This is a genomic window from Sphingomonas sp. Ell38C01, from assembly GCF_055231975.1.
On record NZ_JBUYVA010000001.1, the window covers coordinates 900,219 to 919,574 of the forward strand.

The window sequence follows — 19,356 nt, forward strand, 5'->3', positions numbered from 1 at the left end:
TCCCCATGGCTGTCCGTCACCAAACCTTCGCCCGGTGACTTGTGCGAAGCCTTGGCTGGTGAGCGGCGCGGTCATCGGGACAAGGCCGACGCGCTCCGGAGCGGTCCCGCGACGCCGGACCGATGTGTTCGAAATGCTCGAACGATCTGGTCGAAACTATTCCGCTGCCCGGGACGACCGGTCTCGACCATACATCGTCCCAGCATCGCTGCCGATCAGGCGGCGTCCGCCGCTACAAAGGGACACTGCCATGAAGACGATGATTGCCGCCGCCCTGTCGATCGCCGCGCTTGCCGCCACGACCGCGACGGTGGCCCAGACCACGCCCGCCGCCGCTCCGGCCATGGTGAAGGGGGGAACCTACACCGTCGAAACCTATCACACGCTGGTCCGGTTCGGGGTGAACCACTTCGGCATCAACGAGTTCTTCGGCACGTTCCCGGGCGCCAAGGGCAGCCTGACGATCGATCCAAAGAATTTGGCCACCGCGAAGCTGGACGTGACTGTTCCGGTCGCCACCGTTTCGACGACCAACGCGACGCTCGACAAGGAACTGGCCGGCGCGGACTGGCTGGACGCCGCGAAATTCCCGGAAATGCGCTTCGTTTCGACGAAGGTGACGCGCACCGGCGCGACGACCGCGACCGTGGCGGGCAACCTGACGCTGCACGGCGTGACGAAGCCGGTCACGCTCGACGCGACCTTCACCGCGGCGGCGACCAACCCGATGAACAAGGCCTATACGCTCGGCTTCAAGGGCAGCGGCGTCATCAAGCGGACCGATTTCGGTGTCAGCAAGTACGCGCCGATGGTCAGCGACGAAACGACCATCGCGATCAGCGCCGCGTTCGAATATAAGGGTTGATCGTTCGCCCTCGATGCCTCGTCCGGTCCGACCGGGCGGGTCGCCATCTCTACGGAAGGCATCCTCCATGCGCACCCGGTATTCGGCCGTCGCCATGTTTCTTCACTGGACGATCGCGGTGCTGATCCTGGCCAATCTGCTGCTCGGCTGGCGGATGGGCTATCTGAAGGGCATGGACCAGTTCGCCATGTTCCAGCTGCACAAGTCGATCGGCATCACGGTGCTGGTGCTGAGCGTCGCGCGCCTCGCATGGCGGCTGCTCAACCCGCCACCGCCCACGGTCGCGCCGATGAAGCCTTGGGAACACCGGGTTGCCAGCGCTACGCACTGGTTCTTCTACGTCATGATGATCGGCATGCCGCTGACCGGCTGGGCGATGGTCTCGGTCAGTCCGTACAACATCCCGACCTTGCTGTGGAAAACCATCCCGTGGCCTCACATCGGCTTCCTCCACGCGATGGACGCGGCGGGCAAGGCGCAGGTCGAGGCCGTCAGCGGCGGCGCGCACCTGTATCTCGCGCTGGGCGGCGCGGCGCTGATCGCGCTGCATGTCGCCGCCGCGCTCAAGCACCAATTCATCACGCGTGACGGCGTCCTGGGCCGGATGGTTCCGGGCCTGCGCAGCACGCCGACCGTCAACTGAGGATATCGACCATGCGCTATTTCCCCATCGTCGCCGCCGCCCTGATCGCGGCCCCCGCCGTCGCCGCGCCCGCGCCGTCGTGGACGATCGACAAGACGCGATCGCAGGTCGCCTTCGTCGCCACCATGAACGGACAGGCGATCAACGGCAGCTTCAAACGCTTCGACGCTCGGATCGCGTTCGATCCCGCCAACCTCGCCGGATCGAGCGTCGCGGCGGTGATCGACACCGCATCGGCGGCGACCGGTGACGCGTCGCGCGACGAATCGCTGCCGACGCCGGACTGGTTCAACGTCCGCGCATTCCCGCGCGCGACGTTTGTGTCCAAGTCCTTCAAAAGCCTGGGCAGCAACCGCTATCAGGCGGCGGGTACGCTGACGATCCGCGGCGTCGCGAAGCCTGTCGTTCTGCCGTTCCAGCTCGTCATCAACGGCAATGCCGCGCAGATGCGCGGCACGCTGACGATCGACCGGCGCTGGTTCGGCGTGGGGCAGGGGCAGTTCGCCGCGCCCGATACGGTCGCGGCGAACGTGAAGATCACCATCGCGATCAACGCCCGCAAGGCAGGCTGAGGACATCGTCATGAAGCATACCGGCAACACGATCCTCATCACCGGCGGCGGATCTGGCATCGGCGAGGCGCTGGCCCACCGGTTCCACGATCGCGGCGACACCGTCATCATCGCCGGACGGCGACAGGCGGCACTCGACGCGGCTGCGGCGGGACGCGGCAACATCCACACGATGACGCTCGACGCGGACGATCCCGCCGCGATCGCGGCGTTCGCGGTGGCGGTGACCGCCCGTTTTCCCGACCTGAACGTCCTCGTCAACAATGCCGGCATCATGCGCCCCGAGACGCTCGACACCGCCCGCGACCTTTCCGATGCGGAGGGGACGATCGCCACCAACCTGCTCGGCCCGATCCGGATGACCGACGCGTTCGTCGACCATCTCGTCGCGCGCGGCGACGGCGTGGTGGTCAACGTCACCTCCGGGCTGGCGTTCGTGCCGCTGGTGATGACGCCGACCTATTCCGCGACCAAGGCGGCGATGCACTCCTACACCGTGTCGCTGCGCGCCGCGCTCGCGGGCAGGGTCGAGGTGATCGAACTGGCGCCGCCCGCGGTGCAGACCGAACTGACACCTGGCCAATCGACCCGCGAGGGCTATCAACCGCTCGACGACTTCGCCGACGAGGTGCTGGCGCTGTTCGCGCAGGAGCCGACCTCGGCCGAGATTCTTGTCCAGCGCGTCCACCCGCTGCGTTTCGCCGAGCGCGACGACCGCTTCGCCGCCACGCTGGAACGGCTGAACGGCCAGGCGCACTGATCCCCCTCGCGAAAGGATATCATCATGGCGAAGATCGCCCTCATCGGCGCATCGGGAAACGCCGGCGCGTGCATCCTGAAGGAACTGTCGGACCGCGGCCACAGCGTCACCGCCATCGCGCGCCATCCGGTCAGGATCGCGGCGCTGCCGGGCGTTACCGCGGTGCGCGGCGACGTGGCGGATGCCGAGCATCTCGCCAGCCTGCTCGCGGGACATGACGCGGTCGTCAGCTCGGTCCATTTCTCGGCGAGCGATCCGCACGCGCTGATCGCCGCGGTCCGGCAATCGGGCGTGCCACGCTATCTGGTCGTCGGCGGCGCCGGCAGCCTGGAGGTCGCGCCCGGCGTCCGTCTCCTCGACAGCCCGGACTTCCCTGCCGCCTATCGGACGGAAGCGACCAGGGGGGCTGATTTCCTCGACCTGCTGCGCGCCGAACCGTCGCTGAACTGGACGTTCCTGTCGCCGTCCGCGATGTTCGTCGCGGGCGAGCGGACCGGCGTGTTCCGGCTGGGCAAGGACTCGCTGCTGGCGAACGAGCAGGGATCGAGCATCTCGTTCGCCGATTATGCGATCGCACTGGTCGACGAGATCGAACGCCCCGCGCATAGCCGCCAGCGCTTCACCGTCGGCTATTGAGCGATCGGGCCGGCGGCCTCGCTGCCGCCGGCCCGCGCCTCACCGATCCTACGACAGCGCCGCCATCACGGTCGCGCTGTCGACATATTGCTCCATCGTGACGATCTTCCCATCCTCCAGCCGGTAGAGGTGCGCGAAGGTGGCGGTCATCGCCTTGCCGGTGGCGCGGTACGTCCCCGAATAGACGCCGAACGCGGCAACGCGGTCGCCATCCTCCAGATAGGTGTGGACCTCGGCCTTGTACCCCTCCCACTCGGTGCCGAGCCGGTGGAAGACGTTCTCGACGATCGCGTCGTAGCCGACATAGGTGCCGGCATAAGGGAACCCCGCCGCCTCGGTCCATGTCGCGTGCGGCGCAAGCGTGGCTTTCAGGTTGGCGCCGTTCTCGGCGGACGACCCTTCATAGGTGGCGCGGATGATGTCCTTGTTCGTGGCCATGGTTCAGCCCCACGCCATCTCGCCGGTCGCGACCTTCGCGCCGATCTGCAACGCCACGCCCATCCCCGCATCGGGATAGCGCGCGGTCATCGCCGCGATCAGCGCCGCGCTGTCGGGCTTCTTCGCCAGCTCCTCCTCGAACGCGCGCAGGTAATCGCGGGTATAGGCCAGCGCCGCCGCCCCCGTCGGCGCGTCGGGGGTCATGTGCCCCGGCACGACGACCGCGGGATCGCGTGCCAGCATCGCGTCGAGCTGCGCAATCCACGCGGCGCGCCCCGTCGCGCTGTTGGTGTCCGCGGTCCAGACATGGACGCCGGAGAAGACCAGCACCCCGCCGACGATCGCCGACAGCGACGGCACCCACAGATAGCGCCGGTTGGCGAGGCCGTCGGCCGGTACGATCTCGACGCGCTCGCCATCGACGGCCAGCGCCGTGTCGGTGAACGGCGCCGGCATGACCACGTCGTCCAGCGTCTTCGGCCCGTTGTCGCCGAGCTGCGGCCCCCAGGTCGCGAGCTTCTTCGCGACGTTCGCCTCGATCGCGGCGATCGTCTCGGGCGCGGCCAGCACGCGCGCGTCGGGGAACGCCGCCGTGATCGGCGCCAGGCTGAAATAATAATCGGGGTCGCTCTGGCTGATGTAGATCGTGGTCAGCGTCCGGCCTGTCTTCGCGATCGCCTCCGCCAGCGCGCGCCCGTCGGGCAGGGTGAAGCCGCCATCGACCAGCACCGCCTCGGTCGCGCCCCACAGCAGCACCGGTGCGCGGAAGAAGCCGTGTTCGCCGGCGGGAAAGGATTGCCAGTGCAGGGTGTCGCTCGTCGTCATGGTCTGTCTCCGGTGGTGGGATGGAAAGCGATCAGGCCGCCAGAAGCGACAGCGGGTCGCGGTACAGAAGGTTCGTATCGACCGGCCTCAGCGTGTCGCCGTCGATCCGCAGCAGCGCGGGGACGCCGCGCAGGCCGTGGTGGCGCATGATCGACCCGGCGCGCTCCAGCCGCTGGCGATTGGCCGCGTGCAGATCTGCCGCACCCTCGACCAGCGCATGTGCGGCCGGCTCCAGCCCCGCCTGACGCAGCAGGTCCGCCAGCACGTCGGTGTCGGCGATGTCTTGTCCATCGCGGTAGCGGGCCCGCTGGACGATGCCGAGCAGCGCCAGTTCGCGGTCGGGCGCGGTGCGCGCGACCGCGGTCAGCGCCAGCGTCGCGGGGCCGCTGTCGAGCCGCACGTCGCCGCCGCCCAGGATGCGCGCGCGATAGGCGTCGCCGAACGGCGCACCGGTAGCGGCAGCGATCGAACGATCGTTGTTCAGGATATGCGCCGTCATGCCGGCATCCAGCGTCCGCGCCCCCGCGCCCGCGAACAGCCCGGTCGGCAGTGGCTCGACCGTCACGCTGGGCTGCGCCGCCAGCGTCGCGATCGCAGCGGACGCACCGTAGCACCAGCCGCACAGGGGATCGAAAAGATATAGGAATCGGGTCGTCATCTGACTTGCCTCCATGTCGACGAGAATATGGGCGCAACGGATTGCCGGGGATAGATCGGCAATCTATCCGACACCGTATGCCCACAGCATACAATCCCCGTGCCGCCGCCAATCACGGCATCAACAACCTGAAACGCCTCGCCTATTTCGCGGAGGTCGTCGAAGCCGGATCGTTCACCGCCGCCGCCGCGCGGCTGGGGATCACCAAGGCGGTGGTCAGCAGCCAGGTCGCGCGGCTGGAACAGGCGTTCGAGACCACCCTGCTGGTCCGCACGACGCGCAGCCTCCGCCCGACCGAGGAAGGGCGGATCTTCTACGAACGCTGCACCCGGGTCCTGTCGGAGGCGCAGGAGGCGTTCGACGGACTGGCGGCGGGGGACCACGCGCCGACCGGCGTGCTGCGGCTGACCGCGCCGCTTGATTACGGCGTCACGATGGTGGTGCCCGCGATCGCCACGTTCCGTGAACGCTTCCCCGCCTGCACCGTCGACCTGGTGCTGAGCGATGCGACGCTCGATCCGGTCGGCAGCGACATCGAACTCGCAATCCGGGTCGGCTGGCTGGTCGACAGCGCGTTGCGTGCGCGGCGGATCGGGACGTTCGGACAGATGCTGGTGGCCAGTCCGCACCATTCGATCGTACCGGAGGCCACGCCGATGGATATCGCGGGGCTGCCGTTCGTCGCCAACAGCAACCTCGGCGATCCGCTCGGCTGGACGTTCCGGTCGGATGCGGGCGCGGCGCAGACGGTGCGCTTCACCACCGCGCTCGCGATCAGCGCGACGGTCGGCGTGCTTCAGGCGGCGCGCGGCGGGGCGGGGCTGGCGATCCTGCCCGATTTCGCGGTGGCGGACGATCTGGCGAGCGGGCGGCTGGTCCGGCTGCTGCCGGACTGGCAGCTCGACAGCGGCGGCGTCCATGCGGTGATGCCGTGGACGCGGTTCCGCCCCGCGCGCGTCACCGCCTTCCTCGACATCCTCGCCGAGCGCGAACGCCGCCGCTGATGCGTCGCCACCCGCTATGGGCCGGTCCGCCGCGGGTCAGCGGCCATGACGCATCGCGACGCAGGCGCCACCGAGGCCGGGATCGTGCTACAGCGTGCCCCCTGACCTGTCGCTCGCCCGCTGTGCTGGATCGGCTGCCGCGCGAGGAACAGCGCTGGCGCACCTTTTGCTGATATGGAACACCGGCACGCGGGTCATGCCTGCGCCGCCAGCATGCGCGCGCGGATGTCCTTCTTCATCACCTTGCCGACCTTCGATCGGGGCAAGTCGGGCCAGATCGCCACGGATTTGGGTGCCTTGACGCTGCCAAGCAGCGATTTGGCATGCGCGACCAGCGCGTCGGGATCGGCGGTCGAGCCCGCGCGCAGTTGTACGACGGCGCAGACGCGTTCGCCCCATTTGGCGTCGGGCAGGCCGAACACTGCGGAATCCTGCACCGCCGGGTACGCGATCAGCGCCTTCTCGACCTCCGCCGAATAGACGTTGAAGCCGCCGGTGATGATCATGTCCTTGGCGCGATCGACGATGAACAGGTATCCGTCGGCGTCGAGATAGCCGATGTCACCGGCGCGGTGCCAGCCGCCGGGGGAGCGCGCCTCCGCCGTCGCGACGGGGTTCCGGTAATAGCCCTTCATCACGAGCGATCCGCGCACGACGATCTCGCCCGTGGCGCAGCGGGGCAGCAGATGGCCGTCCGGTCCGCCGTCGCGACCTCGACCAGCGCACCGGGGCGGCCGGCGGAGGTCAATCGCCCGTCCGCGATACTGCCGTCGACGTGGAAATGCTCTGCCGGGGCCATCGACGATATCATCATCGGTGCCTCGGTCTGGCCGAACACTTGCGCCATCACCGGCCCGATCCGTATCAGGGCCTCCGTCAGCCGGTCGGCGGAGATCGGCGCGGCGCCGTACCAGAAGCATTGCGTGGATGTGAGGTCGGTGGCGTCGAGATCGGGATCGTTGAGCAACATGTAGATGAGCGTGGGGGGCAGGAAAGTGTGCGTGATGTGATGCGCCGGGATCGCCGTCAGGAAGGCGTGGATATCCGCCTTGGGCATCACCACGATCTCGCCGCCCAGGGCCAGGATCGGCAGCGCGAGGACGCCTGCGGCATGGGCCAGCGGCGCCATCGCCAGATAGACCGGGCGACCGTCGAACGGATAGGCGATCAGCGTCAGCGCGGTCATCGCCTCCAGATTGGCGTCGGTCAGCATCACGCCCTTGGGCACGCCGGTGGTGCCGCCGGTGCCGGGGAGCATCGCGACATCGGTGACCGGTTCGGCAGCGAAGGGCGCGTCATCCGCATCGCCCAGCCAGGTCGCCAGCGATGGGGCGAACCGCAGGTCCGCGTCGAGGCATAGGAGCAGCGTCAGCGCGGGCAAGGCGGCGGCGAGGATCTCGACCAGCGGGGCGAAGCGCTGCTGGAAGAGCAGCACGGTGCAGTCGAACCCCCCGAGCACCTGCGCATTTTCGGTCGCCTTGTTGCGCGGATTGATCGGGCACCAGACGGCACCGGCGCGCGAGATCGCGAAGACGCAGGCGAAGGCGACCGGATCGTTGTCCGACAGGATCGCGACATGCGCGCCCGGTGCCACGCCCGCCGCGGCCATCCGCCGCGCGATGCGATGCGTCAGCGCCTGCACCGCGGCATAGTCCAGCCGCACGTCGCCCATCGTCAGGCACGGGGCATCGCCACCCAGCGACGCCCCCTTGTCGAGATAATCCGCCAGCCGCATGTCGGTCTCCGCCCCCCGGTGCTTGTCGGTGTGTGCCGGTCAGTCCTGGATCGTGACGACGGGCTTCATCGCCAGCCCGAAGCTGCGCAGCGTGCCGAGCAGTTCGCGGTAGCCGAAGGCCTGACAGGCGGAGGCGAATCCGGCGCGGCGCGGCGCGGCGGCTGCGCGAGCAACGCCGCGGCGCAGAACGCCTGGAGCAGGCCGGTCTGCTTGTAGTTGCAATTGCCGTGGATGACGACGTGCGTGCGGACCAGCGGGCCGGAGCCGTAGACGGAATCGATCGTGGTGTTGATCCGCGGATTCTCGCGCGGCGGCATCGCCGCCTGCACCGACGCCGCGATCTCGCCCAGCTTCGTTCCTGTTCCTCCAGCGGCAGCGGCAGGATGTCGGTCTCGACCATTCTGGTCATCGCGACCACATTCTCCATCACCTCTCGCGCGAAGACGCCGCCCTGCACCTTGCACGTCGCGACGCGCGGATCGTCCTTGAACCAGATCGGGTGCGAGGTGCCGCCCCATGGCAGCGCGAGCGTGGTGAGATGCTGGCCGGGCACCGCGACCTCAAACTTCGTATCGATCGGCCATTGGACGTAGCGATTATCCAACAGATAGAACCACTTCACCTTCAGGATCGTGAAGATCGTCTGGGTCGAGGCATAGGTCGGGAAGCCCGTCCACAGCACCAGCACGTCGAGCGTGTCCTGCCCCGGCGTCTCCAGCGCGATGTTCGCCGCGATCTCGCCGATCGTCTACATCTGCGCGATGCAGGGCGACAGCTGTAATAATATTTGTTCGCGAAGTTCTTGCCCCAGATCGCCACGGCGTAGCGCGGCGTGTCATAGGTGATGCGTCCGTTGAGCAGCCAGTATCCGTGATTGCCGCAGGCGATGTTCGGTCCCGCCCGCAAGATGTTGAAACCGGGGGGCAGGGCGGGCGCATGGCGACTGGCCGTAATTCTTGAACGGGTCGAAATAATATTTGCCGTTGTAGGACGTGTCGCCATCCAGCGTCAGCCGCGTGTCGGACGTTTTCACCGCATCGAAATCGAATCCGCCGGTGAAGGTGATCTTCGATGCGAACGGGAACGGATTCCCGTTGATCGGCAGCGTCGGGCTGCTCGGGTCGTTCGGATCGGCGACGTTGCCGGTATACTTGGTATCGAGCAGGCCGAGCGATGCGTCGAAGCGCAAGCGACTGGTCGCGCGGATCGACAGCTCCGCCTCGCCCCCGAACAGGCGCCCGTTGCCGCTGCGGGTGAAGGTCGTCGCACCGACCACCTGCGTGAATTGCTGGTTGGCGTAATCGTAATAGAACGCGGCGAGGTTCAAATGCACCCGCTGGTCGAACAGCCGCATCTTCAGCCCGCCCTCGAACGCGTCGACCTTCTCGGGCTTGATGTAATAGACTTGGTTGAGGCCCTTATAGGCGAGACCGTTGTAGCTGCCTGCGCGATAGCCGCGGCTGGAGTTGAAATAGCCCATCACATGATCGGCGATGTCGTAGCTGACGTTGGCACGACCGGTCAGCCGGTTGGCGCTTTCCGAACGGCTGACCGCTGGCAGGCTGGCGTTGTACGGGAAGCTGTAGGGGATGGTGCTGATGATCGGCGCGGTGCCGGCGAGGTTGAAGATCGTCGTGCGGCCGTTGCGATAGCGGATGTCGTCGCTGGTGTAGCGCAGGCCGACGGTCAGCGTCAGCTTGTCGGTCGCGTCGTAGCTGGCATCGGCATAGATCGCCTTCGACGGGCGGCTGATCGTATAGACCTGTTCCCCCAGGATCGATGCGAACGGCGGCGCACCCGCCGCGCGGCATCCTGCCGAACAGGCGCCGCCGAACCCGCCGCCACCCGAATTGTTGATCGAGATGTCGGTCAGCAGCGCGATCAGCGATCGCGCGTCGAGGAAGCCGGCGGGGTTGGCGACCACGGGCGCGCAGAAGCCCGGCGTCGTCGGCGTCAGCGCGGGATTGACCGCGAAGGCGGGAACGATGCCCGTCGAATCCGGCGTGGCGATCGCGGGATTGCCATAGCGTCCCGGCAGGCCGGCACCGAGCAGCAGCGGGCGCAGCACGCCGAAGAAGTCCGGCCGGTTGCGCGAATCGACGACAGCCTTGCCGTAATACAGCCCAGCCGTCGCATTCAGCCGCCTGCCCGCATAGGTCAGCCGCAGATCCTGGTTGAAGTTGGTGCTTTTCGAGAAATAGCTGATCGAGCACAGATCGTTCGGCGATCCGTCGCAATCCGCCAGCGCGTTGCGATAGCGGCCCTTGTCATAGCCGGTGATCGAGGTGACCGAGAGCGTGTCGCCCACATCGTATCTGACCGTCAGCGATCCGCCGACGCTGTCGGTGAACAGACGTCCGTTGGTATCGGCCGACACCTCGTCCCGGCCCAGCGGCTTGCCGCCGTTCTACGCCGGGTCGAAGCGCGAATAGCCCAAGGCATCGCGCCCGCCGGCAAGCTGCCCGAAGCCATAGGCTGCGGCGCCGATCGGATTGTCCTTGGCGGCATAGACCTTGAACGTCACGTCCAGATCCGTGACCGGGCGCCAGCGCAGCGTCGCACGACCGGCGAAATTGTTGATCGTACCGATGTCGCGGCGTTGCGCGGCATGGTAGAGCCAGCCGTCGCCCTTGGCATAGGTGCCCACGACCCGCAGGCCGAGCTGATCCGGCACCAGCGTGGCCTCGATCGCGCCCTCGGCCGTGCGTGTGTCGTAATTCCCGTAACCGAGCGTCAGGAAGCCGGTCGGCGCTTCGCCCAATGTCGGACGGCGGGTGATGAAGCTGATCGCGCCGCCGGTGGTGTTGCGCCCGTACAGCGTCCCCTGCGACCTCGACGCGGTCGATGTCGAACAGCTGCTGGCCGTGGCTCGCGCGGAAGCTCTGGTAGACCTCGTCGACGTAGACGCCGATCGGCGATGCGGTCGACGCCGCGAACTTGTTGGCGACCGACACGCCGCGCAGCGAGAAGTTCGGCTGCGTCTTGCCGTAGGGCGTCGTGACCTGAAGGCTGGGGATCACGCTGGCGAGATTGCTGACGTCGGAGATACCGCGCGATTTCAGCGCCTCGCCACCGATGGCGGACACCGCGATCGGCACGTTCTGGACGTTCTGCGCGCGCTCCTGGGCGGTGACGATGTGTTCGACAGCCTCGACGCCCAAGGTGTCCTGCGGCATCTGGATAGCGACGCGCTGGCGCTGACCGAAGCGGAGGCCTCGCGTCTCAACCCCGACCTGCCGCCGGCACTGGTCGCCGCGCGGCGCGATGCGGTCGGCGGATGGCCCGCCGGATCGCGGATGTCGTCGCACGACGGCGCGCCCGAGCGGCGCATCGTCGAGGCGCTCGATGCGGGCGACGTCGCACTGCTGATGCGCTTCGCGGTCGCCGCGAGCATCGATTCGCAGGACCTCGGCGCGCTTGCCAAAACCGGGCGCGATCGGCTGGCGGCACTGGCGGGAGAGGGCGGGTTCGTGACGTACTCCGCGGGCGGCTATCGTCTCCTGCCGCCATTATGCTCGGCGCTGTCCGCCCTGCTCGACGATGAGAGCCGATCGCGCCTGCATCGCGAGGCCGCCGCTGGTGCCAAGGCACGAGGCGACTTCGCCGCGGCGATCCGTCATCTGATCCGGTCAGTCGATGAAGCTGTTGCCGCGGCCCTGCTGCGCGATGCCGCGCTGCCGATGATCCGTTGCGGCCATGGCGGGGACGTCCGCAAATGGGTTGCGCTCCTTCCGACCGGGACGCTCGACGCCGAGGCCGGCAGGTGGCTCGACCGGTTCGACCACGGACCGCACACCGGCGCGGACACCGGCGGCAGTGTCTGCGTCCCGGAGGGCACGGCGGACACCGGATTCGCCACGGCGATGGCGCGGCTGGACGATGCCGACGCCGCGATGGCGGCGGGAGACTGGTCATGCGCGCATGCGCTGGTCGCGCCGCTGCGGGCGAGCGCCGGGGATGCGATGACGATCGGCCGCGCCGCGATCGTGACGGCGACCTGCTACCGCAGCCAGGGGCAGCCGACCGAAGCCGAGCGCGCGCTCGCCGCCGTGCACCGGCAACTGACCGCCGACGCGACCGGGCGCACCGGCCCCGACGCATGGAGCGAAGTCGTCGCCTTCCTGGCCGGGGCGTTGTACGAGCGCGGGGACCTGTCGGCCGCCAACGCCGTGCTCGACGACATTCCGGTCTCCGCCGCCACCAGCCAGCGCGAGGCCGCGACGATCGCCTCCCAGATCGTGCGGGTGCGGGGTGCCGCGGAGCGTGGCGACATCGGGGCGGCCGCCGGCGCGATCGAGCGGGCGGAGGCGCTGGCCTGCCGTCACGGCTGGCAGCGGTTGCTGGCGCAATGCGTCGTCGATCGCTCCCGCCTGGGCCTGCCGCGGACGACCGCGCCCGACGCCCTGCTCGCGATGACGGACGAAGAGGCCGCGATCGCCGCCCCGGGCAGCATCGCGGCGCGGATCTTTGCGATCCTGGCCGAAATGCGCATCTACGAGGCGATGGACGCGGGCGACCGTCCGCGGCTCAATCTCGTCTGCGACCGGCTCCAACGGCTCGCTACCGCGCGCGGCGACGTCGAACTCGAACTGAAGGCGACATTGTTCTCGATCCTCCCGCAGCTGAGCGGGCGGTGCGACCGGATGGTCGACCTCGCCGCGGTGAAGGCGATCAACCGCAGCGCCAGCAACGGTTTCAGCCGGACGATCACCGACATCCTCACCGTCAACGGCGTCCGCGTCTGTACCGAACTGGGCAGCGCCAGCTTCGTCCCCAGTTCCTTCCTCGCCCTCGTCGCCCAGGTTCGACCCGCGAACGTCGGTGCCTATCCGGCGGTGCATGGCCATACGCCGGGCGACGACCTGTCGTTCCTGACCGCGCGCGAGATCGCCATCCTGTCCGCGCTCGCGTCCGGCATCTCGAACAAGGAAATGGCGCGGATGCTGCACCTGACGCCGGAAACGGTGAAATGGCATCTGAAGAACGTCATGCGAAAGCTCGGTGCGGAATCGCGCATCCAGGCGGTGGCGCATGCCGAAACGCTGGGCTTCGACTTGTCGATGGATGCAGACGAGAAAGACTGAGGCGGGGCGGTTCGAAAGGACCGCGGCCATGGACGGCCTTTCCGACCCGGTCCCGAAGTACGGTGCCGCTGCCGCTGCCGGGACCCTACCGCACCCGCGGCCGCACCGCCTGCCCGAGCAGTTCGATCGAGCGGAGCATTGCGGGCTGGTCGCGCGCGGCCGAACTCATCTGGAACGTCACCCGGTCGATCCCGCCCAGATCGCGGTCCGCCTGCTGCAATTGCGCGCCCACCGTGTCGGGACTGCCGATCAGGAACGCGCCGCGCGGGCCGGTCATCTGGTCGTATTGCGCGCGGGTCGCGGGCGGCCAGCCGCGCTCCGCGCCGACCTTGGTGAACATGTACTGCCAGCCGGGGAAGAAGGCGTCGCGTGCCTCGCCGTCGGTATCCGCGACGAAGCCCAGCGCGTGGACGCCGACCTTCAGCGTTTCCGGCGCGTGCCCTGCCGCCGCACCGGCGCGGCGATACAGGTCGACCAGTGGACGGAAGCGCGCGATCTCCCCGCCGATGATCGCGATCATCAGCGGCAGCCCCAGAGTGCCGGCGCGCACGAAGGATTGCGGCGTCCCGCCGACGCCCAGCCAGACCGGCAGCACCGGCTGGTGCGGGCGCGGATAGATGCCCTGGCCCTGCAAGGGCGCACGGAACCGGCCCGACCAGTCGATGGCGGCGCGTTCGCGGATCGCCAGCAGCAGATCGAGCTTCTCGGCGAACAGCGCGTCGTACTCGTTCAGGTCGAACCCGAACAGCGGATAGGCCTCGATCGACGATCCGCGCCCGACCACCATCTCCGCGCGGCCGCGCGCGATCAGGTCCAGCGTCGCGAATTCCTGGAACACGCGCACCGGGTCGGCGGCGCTCAGCACGGTGACCGCGCTGGTCAGCCGGATCGTGTTCGTCCGCGCTGCCGCGGCGGCGAGAATGACGGCGGGGGCGCTGTCGAGATAGTCGACGCGGTGATGCTCGCCGACACCGAACACGTCGAGGCCAGCGCGGTCCGCCGCGACGATCTCGTCGAGCAGGAACGCCATGCGATCGGCGTCGCCGACCGGCGGCTCCTCGCCGAGTGCCGCGGATGTCGCAGCGAAGCTGTCGATGCCGATTTCCATGATGTCGTCTCCGTTATCGTGTCCGGCCTACCACGTGCGTCCGTCGTGGCCCCAGCGGAAGCGCGCCTCGTCCTGCCCGGTATAATCGGGATCGAGATAGACGTGGCAGCGCGCGATCAGCCCGTCGCGGAACTCGAAGACGTTGCAGAAACGTCCTCCGGCGGTTGTCCCGCCTTCCCAGTCCACGCCGTTCAGCCGACCGCGGGACGTGCCCTCGACAATGACATGGGGATCGCGCGCGACGTAGAGCAGCGTGTCCTTGTCATGCTCGATCGCCTCGAGCTGCCCGGCGAACGTCGACACCATGTCGAGCACCGACTGCGGCCCGTGGCCGATGCCGAATTTCGGGAAGTAGAATTGCAGGTCGGGATGGAACAGTTCCATCAGCCGCGGGTCCTGCGCGTCGCTGCGGCGGAAATATTCCTTTGCGATCTCGACGTTGCGGTTGTCCTGATCGGTCATGTCGGGTCTCCTGAAAATGATCCGGCGCGCAGCGGTGCGGGGAGGGGGCGGGCCGCCATGACGGCATCCCGCCCGCCCGGTTCAGACGGCGAGCGCCGCGATCTGCGCCTCGGCGTCCTTGATGGCCGCGGCGCGCTGGTCCGGCCCGATGGCGATACCTTCGGCCACGATCGCTTCGGCATCCAGGCCGATGAACGCGAACGCGGTCTTCAGGTATGTTTCGGTGTGTTCGAACGACACGGTCGGCGAGTCGCCGGTGTAGACCCCGCCGCGTGCGATCGTCAGGACGATGCGCTTGCCGGGCACCAGGCCGACCGGCCGGCCATCGACGTATTTGAAGGTCTTGCCGGCGACCATGACGCGGTCGATCCACGCCTTGAGCTGGCTGGGGATGCCGAAATTATAGAGTCCGGCGCCGATCACGACGATGTCGGCGGCGATGAACTCTTCGAGGACCGCCGCGCTCTGGTCGATCTCGGCCTGGAGTTCGGGCGTGCGATCGGCCTCGGCGCCCTGCAGCGCGGCGAGATAGCCGCCCGACAGATGCGGGATCGGATCGGCGGCGACGTCGCGATAGACGACGTCAATATCGTCGCGACCATCGGTCAATTGCGCGACGGCCTGGGCCGACAGCTGGCGGCTGACCGAATAGGCGCCGAGGATGCTCGAATCGATGTGGAGGAGTTTCATGGCTTGGATCCTTTCAGTGGTCTGGGGAGGAAAGTCAGGCTACCGCGCGCCGCGGCGGGGTTTCGGGGAGCGGGATGAATTCGACGTCGTCGCCGGGCACGCCCGGGAAGCGGCGTTCGCGCCAGTCGGCGGCGGCCTGGTCGATGCGATCCTGGCGGCTCGACACGAAATTCCAGAAGATGTGGCGCGGCCCGTCGAGCGGTTCGCCGCCCATCAGCATCAGGCGGGTCGGGCCATCGGCGCGCACGACGACCTCGGCGCCCGGGCGGAACACGACCAGCTCGTCCTTGCAGAAGATGCCGATCTGCCCCTCGACGGCAATCCCGCCCTCGACGACATAGACCGCGCGTTCGATATGCCCGCTCTCGATCGCGAAGCGGGTGCCCGGGGCGAGCACGACATCGGCATAGAGCGTCTCGGAGAACAGCCGGGTCGGGGCGGTGCGCCCGCCGAAGCTGCCGGCCAGCAGCTTCATGTCGATGCCGCGGTCGCTCAGGATCGGCACGTCGGCTGCGGCGACGTGGTGAAAGCCGGGATCGGTTTCCTCCAGCGCGCTTGGCAGGCCCAGCCAGGCCTGGAAGCCGAACATCGTCTCCTCGCGACCGCGGCTGGCGGGGCCGCTGCGCTCCGAATGAACGATGCCGCGGCCGGCGGTCATCAGATTGACCTCGCCCGGGCGGATCGTCTGGACATAGCCCGCGCTGTCGCGGTGGTCGCTCTCGCCCTCGATCAGATAGGTGAGCGTGCTCAGCCCGATATGCGGATGCGGGCGGGTGTCGGCGCCCTGGCCGGGGCCGAGCACGACGGGGCCGAAGCTGTCGAGGAACACGAACGGGCCGACCATGCGGCGCTTGGCCGACGGCAGCGCGCGGCGTACCGAGAAGTCGCCCAGGTCGCGGGTCGCGGGCAGGATCATCTGCTGGACCGGACCGGCGTGGGATGAAAGCGTCATCGTGGCGTCTCCTCGAACCATGCTCGTCGTGTCGGCAGCGCTTGCGGAAAGGGGGGATGTCCCGAAGCGCCGCCTTGCGCCTCAGATACGGATCGCGAGGTTTCGCGAAAACCGGGCAAGTTTAGATCGCTATGTTCGATAAAGTCGGTATGCCCGCCTGGGCGAGCGGGCCCTGTGCCCGTCAGGAATGGAGGCAGGATGAGCTCGGAACCCGGCACCCCGACCCTCGACCAGTTGCGCGTGCTCGTCACGGTGGTCGAGGTCGGCAGCTTCGCGGGCGCCGCGCGCAAGCTGAACCGCGCGACCTCGGTCATCAGCTACACGATCGCCAATCTGGAAGCGCAGCTCGGCATCCGGCTGTTCGACCGCGAATCGACGCGCAAGCCGCAACTGACCGACGCCGGCCGCATGGTGCTGGGCGAGGCGCGGCTGGTCGCGAACGGGATCGACGGGCTGCGCGCGAAGACGAAGGGGCTGTTGCAGGGGCTCGAGTCCGAACTGCACGTCGTGCTCGACACGTTCCTGCCCGAGGATCGGGTGGTGGATGCGCTGACCGCGTTCTTCGACGCCTATCCGACCGTGTCGCTGCACCTGTCGGTCGAGACGCTGGGCGCGGTGACGCAGCATATCCTGGACCGGCGCGCGAGCATCGGCGTCAGCGGGCCGCTCGACACGGTGAACGGCATCGAGCGGATCGCGATCGGCGGGGTCCGGCTGATCCCGGTCGCAGCGGCCAGCCACCCGCTGGCGCAGGCCGGGCGCAACCCGCCGGGCGCGGGGCGCGCGCATATCCAGCTGGTGCTGACCGATCGATCGCGCATGACGGAGGGCCGCGACTTCGCGGTGATGAGCAGCCGCACGTGGCGGCTCGCCGACGTCTCGTCCAAGCACATGTTGCTGAAGGCGGGGATCGGCTGGGGCTATATGCCCGAGCCGATGGTGCACGACGACGTCGCGTCGGGACGCCTTGTCCATCTCGACATGCCCGATGCGGCGCCGGGCGATTACGCCATGCATGCGATCCACCGCAGCGACACCCTGCCGGGTCCTGCGGCGGCCTGGCTGATCGAGCGCCTGCGAAACCAGCAGCCATGACGCCGCCAGATCAGCGGACTTTCGCCCGGTGGGGGCAGGGCGTGCCGGCCTGATCGATTACCTCGAGCGTCGCGGCGATCTGCGAAGCCTGCGACGGGCCAAGGCCGCAGACAATGAGGAATACCGGCAACCAGATCATGACCGCCGATCCCCCCGACGCACCAGAAGATGGATCGTCAGCGCGACCATCAGCGTCATGATCGCGGCGGGAATCACGTCTTCAAGCAGGGCCAGCATGCGCGCGTAGAGCGAGGCGGCAGCGGCCAGGCCCGCGACGACATACAGCGCGCGGATCGCGAGATGGACGGGATCGAGGCCGTGGAGGTGGGGCGTCCGACGGGCCGGGGCGCGATGGGTAATGGCGGACATGACGAAACTCCCTTGGCAAGAGGATCAGGCGGCGGCGCGCCCGGAGGGACGGATCATCCGGCGGATCTCGTCGATCGCCTCGCCGACAAATCCGGCAGCGAGCAGCCGATCGGTTTCCTGCGCCCGCAGGCGGTCGCCACGCAGCCGGACCATCACGGCGAAGCGACGCAGCGCCTCCAGCCGCGGATCGGCGAGCCGGTTGGCCGGCTTGAACCCGAACACCCACCGGAGCAGCGTGTCGATCCGCCCCGGCGTCCGCAGGCTCCAGCGTCCGTCCGACCGGGCGAGTTGCAGCACCTGACGCTCCAGCGGCGCGACCAGCGCGACGGCGTCGTGACGCGGGCCCGCTTGGGTAGCGGCAGCGGCGATCGCGGAGCGCGGCAGGTCGAAAGCGAGATCCAGATAAGCCATGGCCAAGTTCCCTGTTCATGACCGCCGGGGCGGTGTTTGCAGGGACCTTCTGGCAGCATCGGAACCATCGTAGCAGCCGAAAAGAATCGACAGAGATGTTCGATTATTTCGAACGATGTCCAGCCGGTCGAGACCATCCGGCGCATCGGGAATGATCGCTTTCACACGACCTTCACGCGGCTCGCCGTGTCCGTGAACAGCTTTTCTCGGCCAGCTTCGGTCAAGGCGTCAGGTTGAAGCGTCCCGCTCTGATCGGCCGTCGCGACGTGCGCGTAACCGATCGCCATCCTTCCCGCTGTCCCATCGAAATTCGCGATTTCGGGAATCCTGAATCGGGAACGGATTTCGGGAAAGCGAAGCCGACCTGCGACCGTCAGCGCGACCGGCGCGGCCGGTTTCCCGATCTACGTTCGTTTGCGGGAAGCCGAGTCCTTGTCACGCTTGCAAGGCTGATTGCAGCAGACCGTGGCAGGGGATATCCGTCATCTCATCCTACGGAGTGGTGATGTGGTAACTGACAGCGTTAACGAAACCCCTCGTCAAAAATGCTTCGGCTGTGGGGGGCTTTTCCCCGAAACATCGGGCGCGACGCATAAGTACATGCTGTCAACCGCAGGTTGCTGGTCTTCCTACGGTGATCTGCTGGCGCGGGAGTATGAAAACCCGGTTCTTTTCGGAGCTGTTCATAGACTTACAGTCGATGCTTATGCGCTACAGCATCCCGGCGACGTTAGTGACCGTCGAGCGACCCAGTCGGTGTGGGTGCATTATGCGGCGCTACATCTAGCCTTCGGGCATAAACGTCCGCTCGCGGATATCCCGCCGATCATGCAGAAGTTGGCGGCGCGTAGTTTTCCCCCGTTGCCGACGATCCCAGTATGCTTTGCGGTCACTCACGCCGACGTGCTCGCCGGGCCAGTTGACAACCATGCCGCTTTGGTGCGCGATTGGGCGCATTGCGCCTATGATGCTTGGCACGCTTTGAATCAGCCGACCAAGGGTATTCTCAATCGAGTAGGGCTCTGATCGCGGTAACCGCACGCTATTCC

General features: G+C 67.8%; 25 protein-coding genes and 2 pseudogenes. 9 read left to right on the top strand and 18 right to left on the bottom strand.

Features of this window, described 5'->3' with window-relative positions; genetic code table 11:
- Positions 1 to 250: 250 nt before the first annotated feature.
- The 5 genes from ACV7NO_RS04300 to ACV7NO_RS04320 all read left to right on the top strand — a co-directional run bounded on the left by ACV7NO_RS04300 (position 251) and on the right by ACV7NO_RS04320 (position 3,476).
- On the top strand, positions 251 to 865 hold the full coding sequence (locus ACV7NO_RS04300; RefSeq protein ID WP_463404787.1) for a YceI family protein: 615 nt from the start codon (positions 251 to 253) through the stop codon (positions 863 to 865).
- Positions 866 to 932: 67 nt separating this feature from the next.
- Complete coding sequence (locus ACV7NO_RS04305; protein WP_463404788.1) at positions 933 to 1,508, top strand: cytochrome b; 576 nt, start codon at positions 933 to 935, stop codon at positions 1,506 to 1,508.
- Positions 1,509 to 1,519: 11 nt separating this feature from the next.
- Positions 1,520 to 2,080, top strand: coding sequence for a YceI family protein (locus ACV7NO_RS04310; RefSeq protein ID WP_463404789.1), 561 nt, complete (start codon positions 1,520 to 1,522; stop codon positions 2,078 to 2,080).
- A 10-nt stretch (positions 2,081 to 2,090) separates the two neighbouring features.
- On the top strand, positions 2,091 to 2,840 hold the full coding sequence (locus ACV7NO_RS04315; RefSeq protein ID WP_463404790.1) for an SDR family oxidoreductase: 750 nt from the start codon (positions 2,091 to 2,093) through the stop codon (positions 2,838 to 2,840).
- 24 nt (positions 2,841 to 2,864) lie between these two features.
- The gene (locus ACV7NO_RS04320) at positions 2,865 to 3,476 is read left to right on the top strand and encodes an NAD(P)-dependent oxidoreductase (protein ID WP_463404791.1); all 612 of its coding nucleotides are present in this window, start codon (positions 2,865 to 2,867) and stop codon (positions 3,474 to 3,476) included.
- Positions 3,477 to 3,524: 48 nt separating this feature from the next.
- On the opposite strand, the gene ACV7NO_RS04325 is transcribed toward ACV7NO_RS04320, so the two are convergent.
- The 3 genes from ACV7NO_RS04325 to ACV7NO_RS04335 are packed head-to-tail and all read right to left on the bottom strand — an operon-like array spanning position 3,525 to position 5,397.
- Positions 3,525 to 3,914, bottom strand: a complete 390-nt coding sequence (locus ACV7NO_RS04325) for a nuclear transport factor 2 family protein (RefSeq protein ID WP_463404792.1) — start codon at positions 3,912 to 3,914, stop codon at positions 3,525 to 3,527.
- Positions 3,915 to 3,917: 3 nt separating this feature from the next.
- Positions 3,918 to 4,739 carry a hypothetical protein gene (locus tag ACV7NO_RS04330; protein WP_463404793.1) on the bottom strand — a complete coding sequence of 274 codons (822 nt, stop codon included), beginning with the start codon at positions 4,737 to 4,739 and terminating at the stop codon, positions 3,918 to 3,920.
- Between the two features lie 31 nt (positions 4,740 to 4,770).
- On the bottom strand, positions 4,771 to 5,397 hold the full coding sequence (locus tag ACV7NO_RS04335; protein WP_463404794.1) for a DsbA family protein: 627 nt from the start codon (positions 5,395 to 5,397) through the stop codon (positions 4,771 to 4,773).
- A 77-nt stretch (positions 5,398 to 5,474) separates the two neighbouring features.
- Here ACV7NO_RS04335 and ACV7NO_RS04340 point away from each other — a divergent pair, with 77 nt between their 5' ends.
- Positions 5,475 to 6,401, top strand: a complete 927-nt coding sequence (locus ACV7NO_RS04340) for a LysR family transcriptional regulator (protein ID WP_463404795.1) — start codon at positions 5,475 to 5,477, stop codon at positions 6,399 to 6,401.
- 194 nt (positions 6,402 to 6,595) lie between these two features.
- Here ACV7NO_RS04340 and ACV7NO_RS04345 read toward each other — a convergent pair whose 3' ends face one another.
- From ACV7NO_RS04345 to ACV7NO_RS04375, 7 genes and pseudogenes are all read right to left on the bottom strand, one after another.
- Positions 6,596 to 7,054, bottom strand: a complete 459-nt coding sequence (locus tag ACV7NO_RS04345) for a class I adenylate-forming enzyme family protein (RefSeq protein ID WP_463404796.1) — start codon at positions 7,052 to 7,054, stop codon at positions 6,596 to 6,598.
- A complete protein-coding gene (locus tag ACV7NO_RS04350) occupies positions 7,036 to 8,136 on the bottom strand; it encodes an AMP-binding protein (RefSeq protein ID WP_463404797.1) in 1,101 nt (366 codons plus the stop codon). The genes ACV7NO_RS04345 and ACV7NO_RS04350 overlap by 19 nt, the downstream gene beginning before the upstream one ends.
- Before the next feature lie 39 nt (positions 8,137 to 8,175).
- On the bottom strand, positions 8,176 to 8,358 hold the full coding sequence (locus ACV7NO_RS04355; RefSeq protein ID WP_463404798.1) for a DUF5938 domain-containing protein: 183 nt from the start codon (positions 8,356 to 8,358) through the stop codon (positions 8,176 to 8,178).
- A pseudogene (locus ACV7NO_RS04360) lies at positions 8,343 to 8,824 on the bottom strand (DUF5938 domain-containing protein); the annotation flags it as partial. The gene ACV7NO_RS04355 and the pseudogene ACV7NO_RS04360, both read right to left, overlap by 16 nt.
- A 147-nt stretch (positions 8,825 to 8,971) precedes the next feature.
- Positions 8,972 to 10,513, bottom strand: coding sequence for a TonB-dependent receptor domain-containing protein (locus ACV7NO_RS04365; RefSeq protein WP_463404799.1), 1,542 nt, complete (start codon positions 10,511 to 10,513; stop codon positions 8,972 to 8,974).
- Positions 10,514 to 10,543: 30 nt separating this feature from the next.
- The gene (locus ACV7NO_RS04370) at positions 10,544 to 10,897 is read right to left on the bottom strand and encodes a hypothetical protein (protein WP_463407389.1); all 354 of its coding nucleotides are present in this window, start codon (positions 10,895 to 10,897) and stop codon (positions 10,544 to 10,546) included.
- 121 nt (positions 10,898 to 11,018) lie between these two features.
- Positions 11,019 to 11,312, bottom strand: a pseudogene (locus ACV7NO_RS04375) (TonB-dependent receptor plug domain-containing protein); the annotation flags it as partial.
- Positions 11,313 to 12,779: 1,467 nt separating this feature from the next.
- Between ACV7NO_RS04375 and ACV7NO_RS04380 the strand changes: the two are divergent.
- A complete protein-coding gene (locus ACV7NO_RS04380) occupies positions 12,780 to 13,220 on the top strand; it encodes a helix-turn-helix transcriptional regulator (RefSeq protein ID WP_463407278.1) in 441 nt (146 codons plus the stop codon).
- Positions 13,221 to 13,305: 85 nt separating this feature from the next.
- Here the strand turns inward: ACV7NO_RS04380 and ACV7NO_RS04385 are convergent, their stop codons facing one another.
- From ACV7NO_RS04385 to ACV7NO_RS04400, 4 genes are all read right to left on the bottom strand, one after another.
- Positions 13,306 to 14,328, bottom strand: coding sequence for an Atu2307/SP_0267 family LLM class monooxygenase (locus ACV7NO_RS04385; RefSeq protein WP_463404800.1), 1,023 nt, complete (start codon positions 14,326 to 14,328; stop codon positions 13,306 to 13,308).
- 27 nt (positions 14,329 to 14,355) lie between these two features.
- A complete protein-coding gene (locus ACV7NO_RS04390; RefSeq protein ID WP_463404801.1) occupies positions 14,356 to 14,790 on the bottom strand; it encodes a nuclear transport factor 2 family protein in 435 nt (144 codons plus the stop codon).
- Positions 14,791 to 14,871: 81 nt separating this feature from the next.
- Positions 14,872 to 15,480 carry an FMN-dependent NADH-azoreductase gene (locus ACV7NO_RS04395; RefSeq protein WP_463404802.1) on the bottom strand — a complete coding sequence of 203 codons (609 nt, stop codon included), beginning with the start codon at positions 15,478 to 15,480 and terminating at the stop codon, positions 14,872 to 14,874.
- A 34-nt stretch (positions 15,481 to 15,514) separates the two neighbouring features.
- Positions 15,515 to 16,432, bottom strand: a complete 918-nt coding sequence (locus ACV7NO_RS04400) for a pirin family protein (protein WP_463404803.1) — start codon at positions 16,430 to 16,432, stop codon at positions 15,515 to 15,517.
- A gap of 198 nt (positions 16,433 to 16,630) precedes the next feature.
- Here ACV7NO_RS04400 and ACV7NO_RS04405 point away from each other — a divergent pair, with 198 nt between their 5' ends.
- Positions 16,631 to 17,527: a LysR family transcriptional regulator gene (locus ACV7NO_RS04405; protein ID WP_463404804.1), complete on the top strand. Its 897-nt coding sequence runs from the start codon at positions 16,631 to 16,633 to the stop codon at positions 17,525 to 17,527.
- 10 nt (positions 17,528 to 17,537) lie between these two features.
- Here ACV7NO_RS04405 and ACV7NO_RS04410 read toward each other — a convergent pair whose 3' ends face one another.
- The 4 genes from ACV7NO_RS04410 to ACV7NO_RS04425 all read right to left on the bottom strand — a co-directional run bounded on the left by ACV7NO_RS04410 (position 17,538) and on the right by ACV7NO_RS04425 (position 18,594).
- Positions 17,538 to 17,666, bottom strand: a complete 129-nt coding sequence (locus ACV7NO_RS04410; protein WP_463404805.1) for a hypothetical protein — start codon at positions 17,664 to 17,666, stop codon at positions 17,538 to 17,540.
- Positions 17,663 to 17,896, bottom strand: a complete 234-nt coding sequence (locus ACV7NO_RS04415; protein WP_463404806.1) for a hypothetical protein — start codon at positions 17,894 to 17,896, stop codon at positions 17,663 to 17,665. The genes ACV7NO_RS04410 and ACV7NO_RS04415 overlap by 4 nt, the downstream gene beginning before the upstream one ends.
- Before the next feature lie 24 nt (positions 17,897 to 17,920).
- Positions 17,921 to 18,307, bottom strand: a complete 387-nt coding sequence (locus tag ACV7NO_RS04420; protein ID WP_463404807.1) for a hypothetical protein — start codon at positions 18,305 to 18,307, stop codon at positions 17,921 to 17,923.
- A 161-nt stretch (positions 18,308 to 18,468) separates the two neighbouring features.
- A complete protein-coding gene (locus ACV7NO_RS04425; RefSeq protein ID WP_463404808.1) occupies positions 18,469 to 18,594 on the bottom strand; it encodes a hypothetical protein in 126 nt (41 codons plus the stop codon).
- A gap of 166 nt (positions 18,595 to 18,760) precedes the next feature.
- Here ACV7NO_RS04425 and ACV7NO_RS04430 point away from each other — a divergent pair, with 166 nt between their 5' ends.
- Positions 18,761 to 19,333, top strand: coding sequence for a DUF5946 family protein (locus tag ACV7NO_RS04430; protein WP_463404809.1), 573 nt, complete (start codon positions 18,761 to 18,763; stop codon positions 19,331 to 19,333).
- Positions 19,334 to 19,356 lie beyond the last annotated feature (23 nt).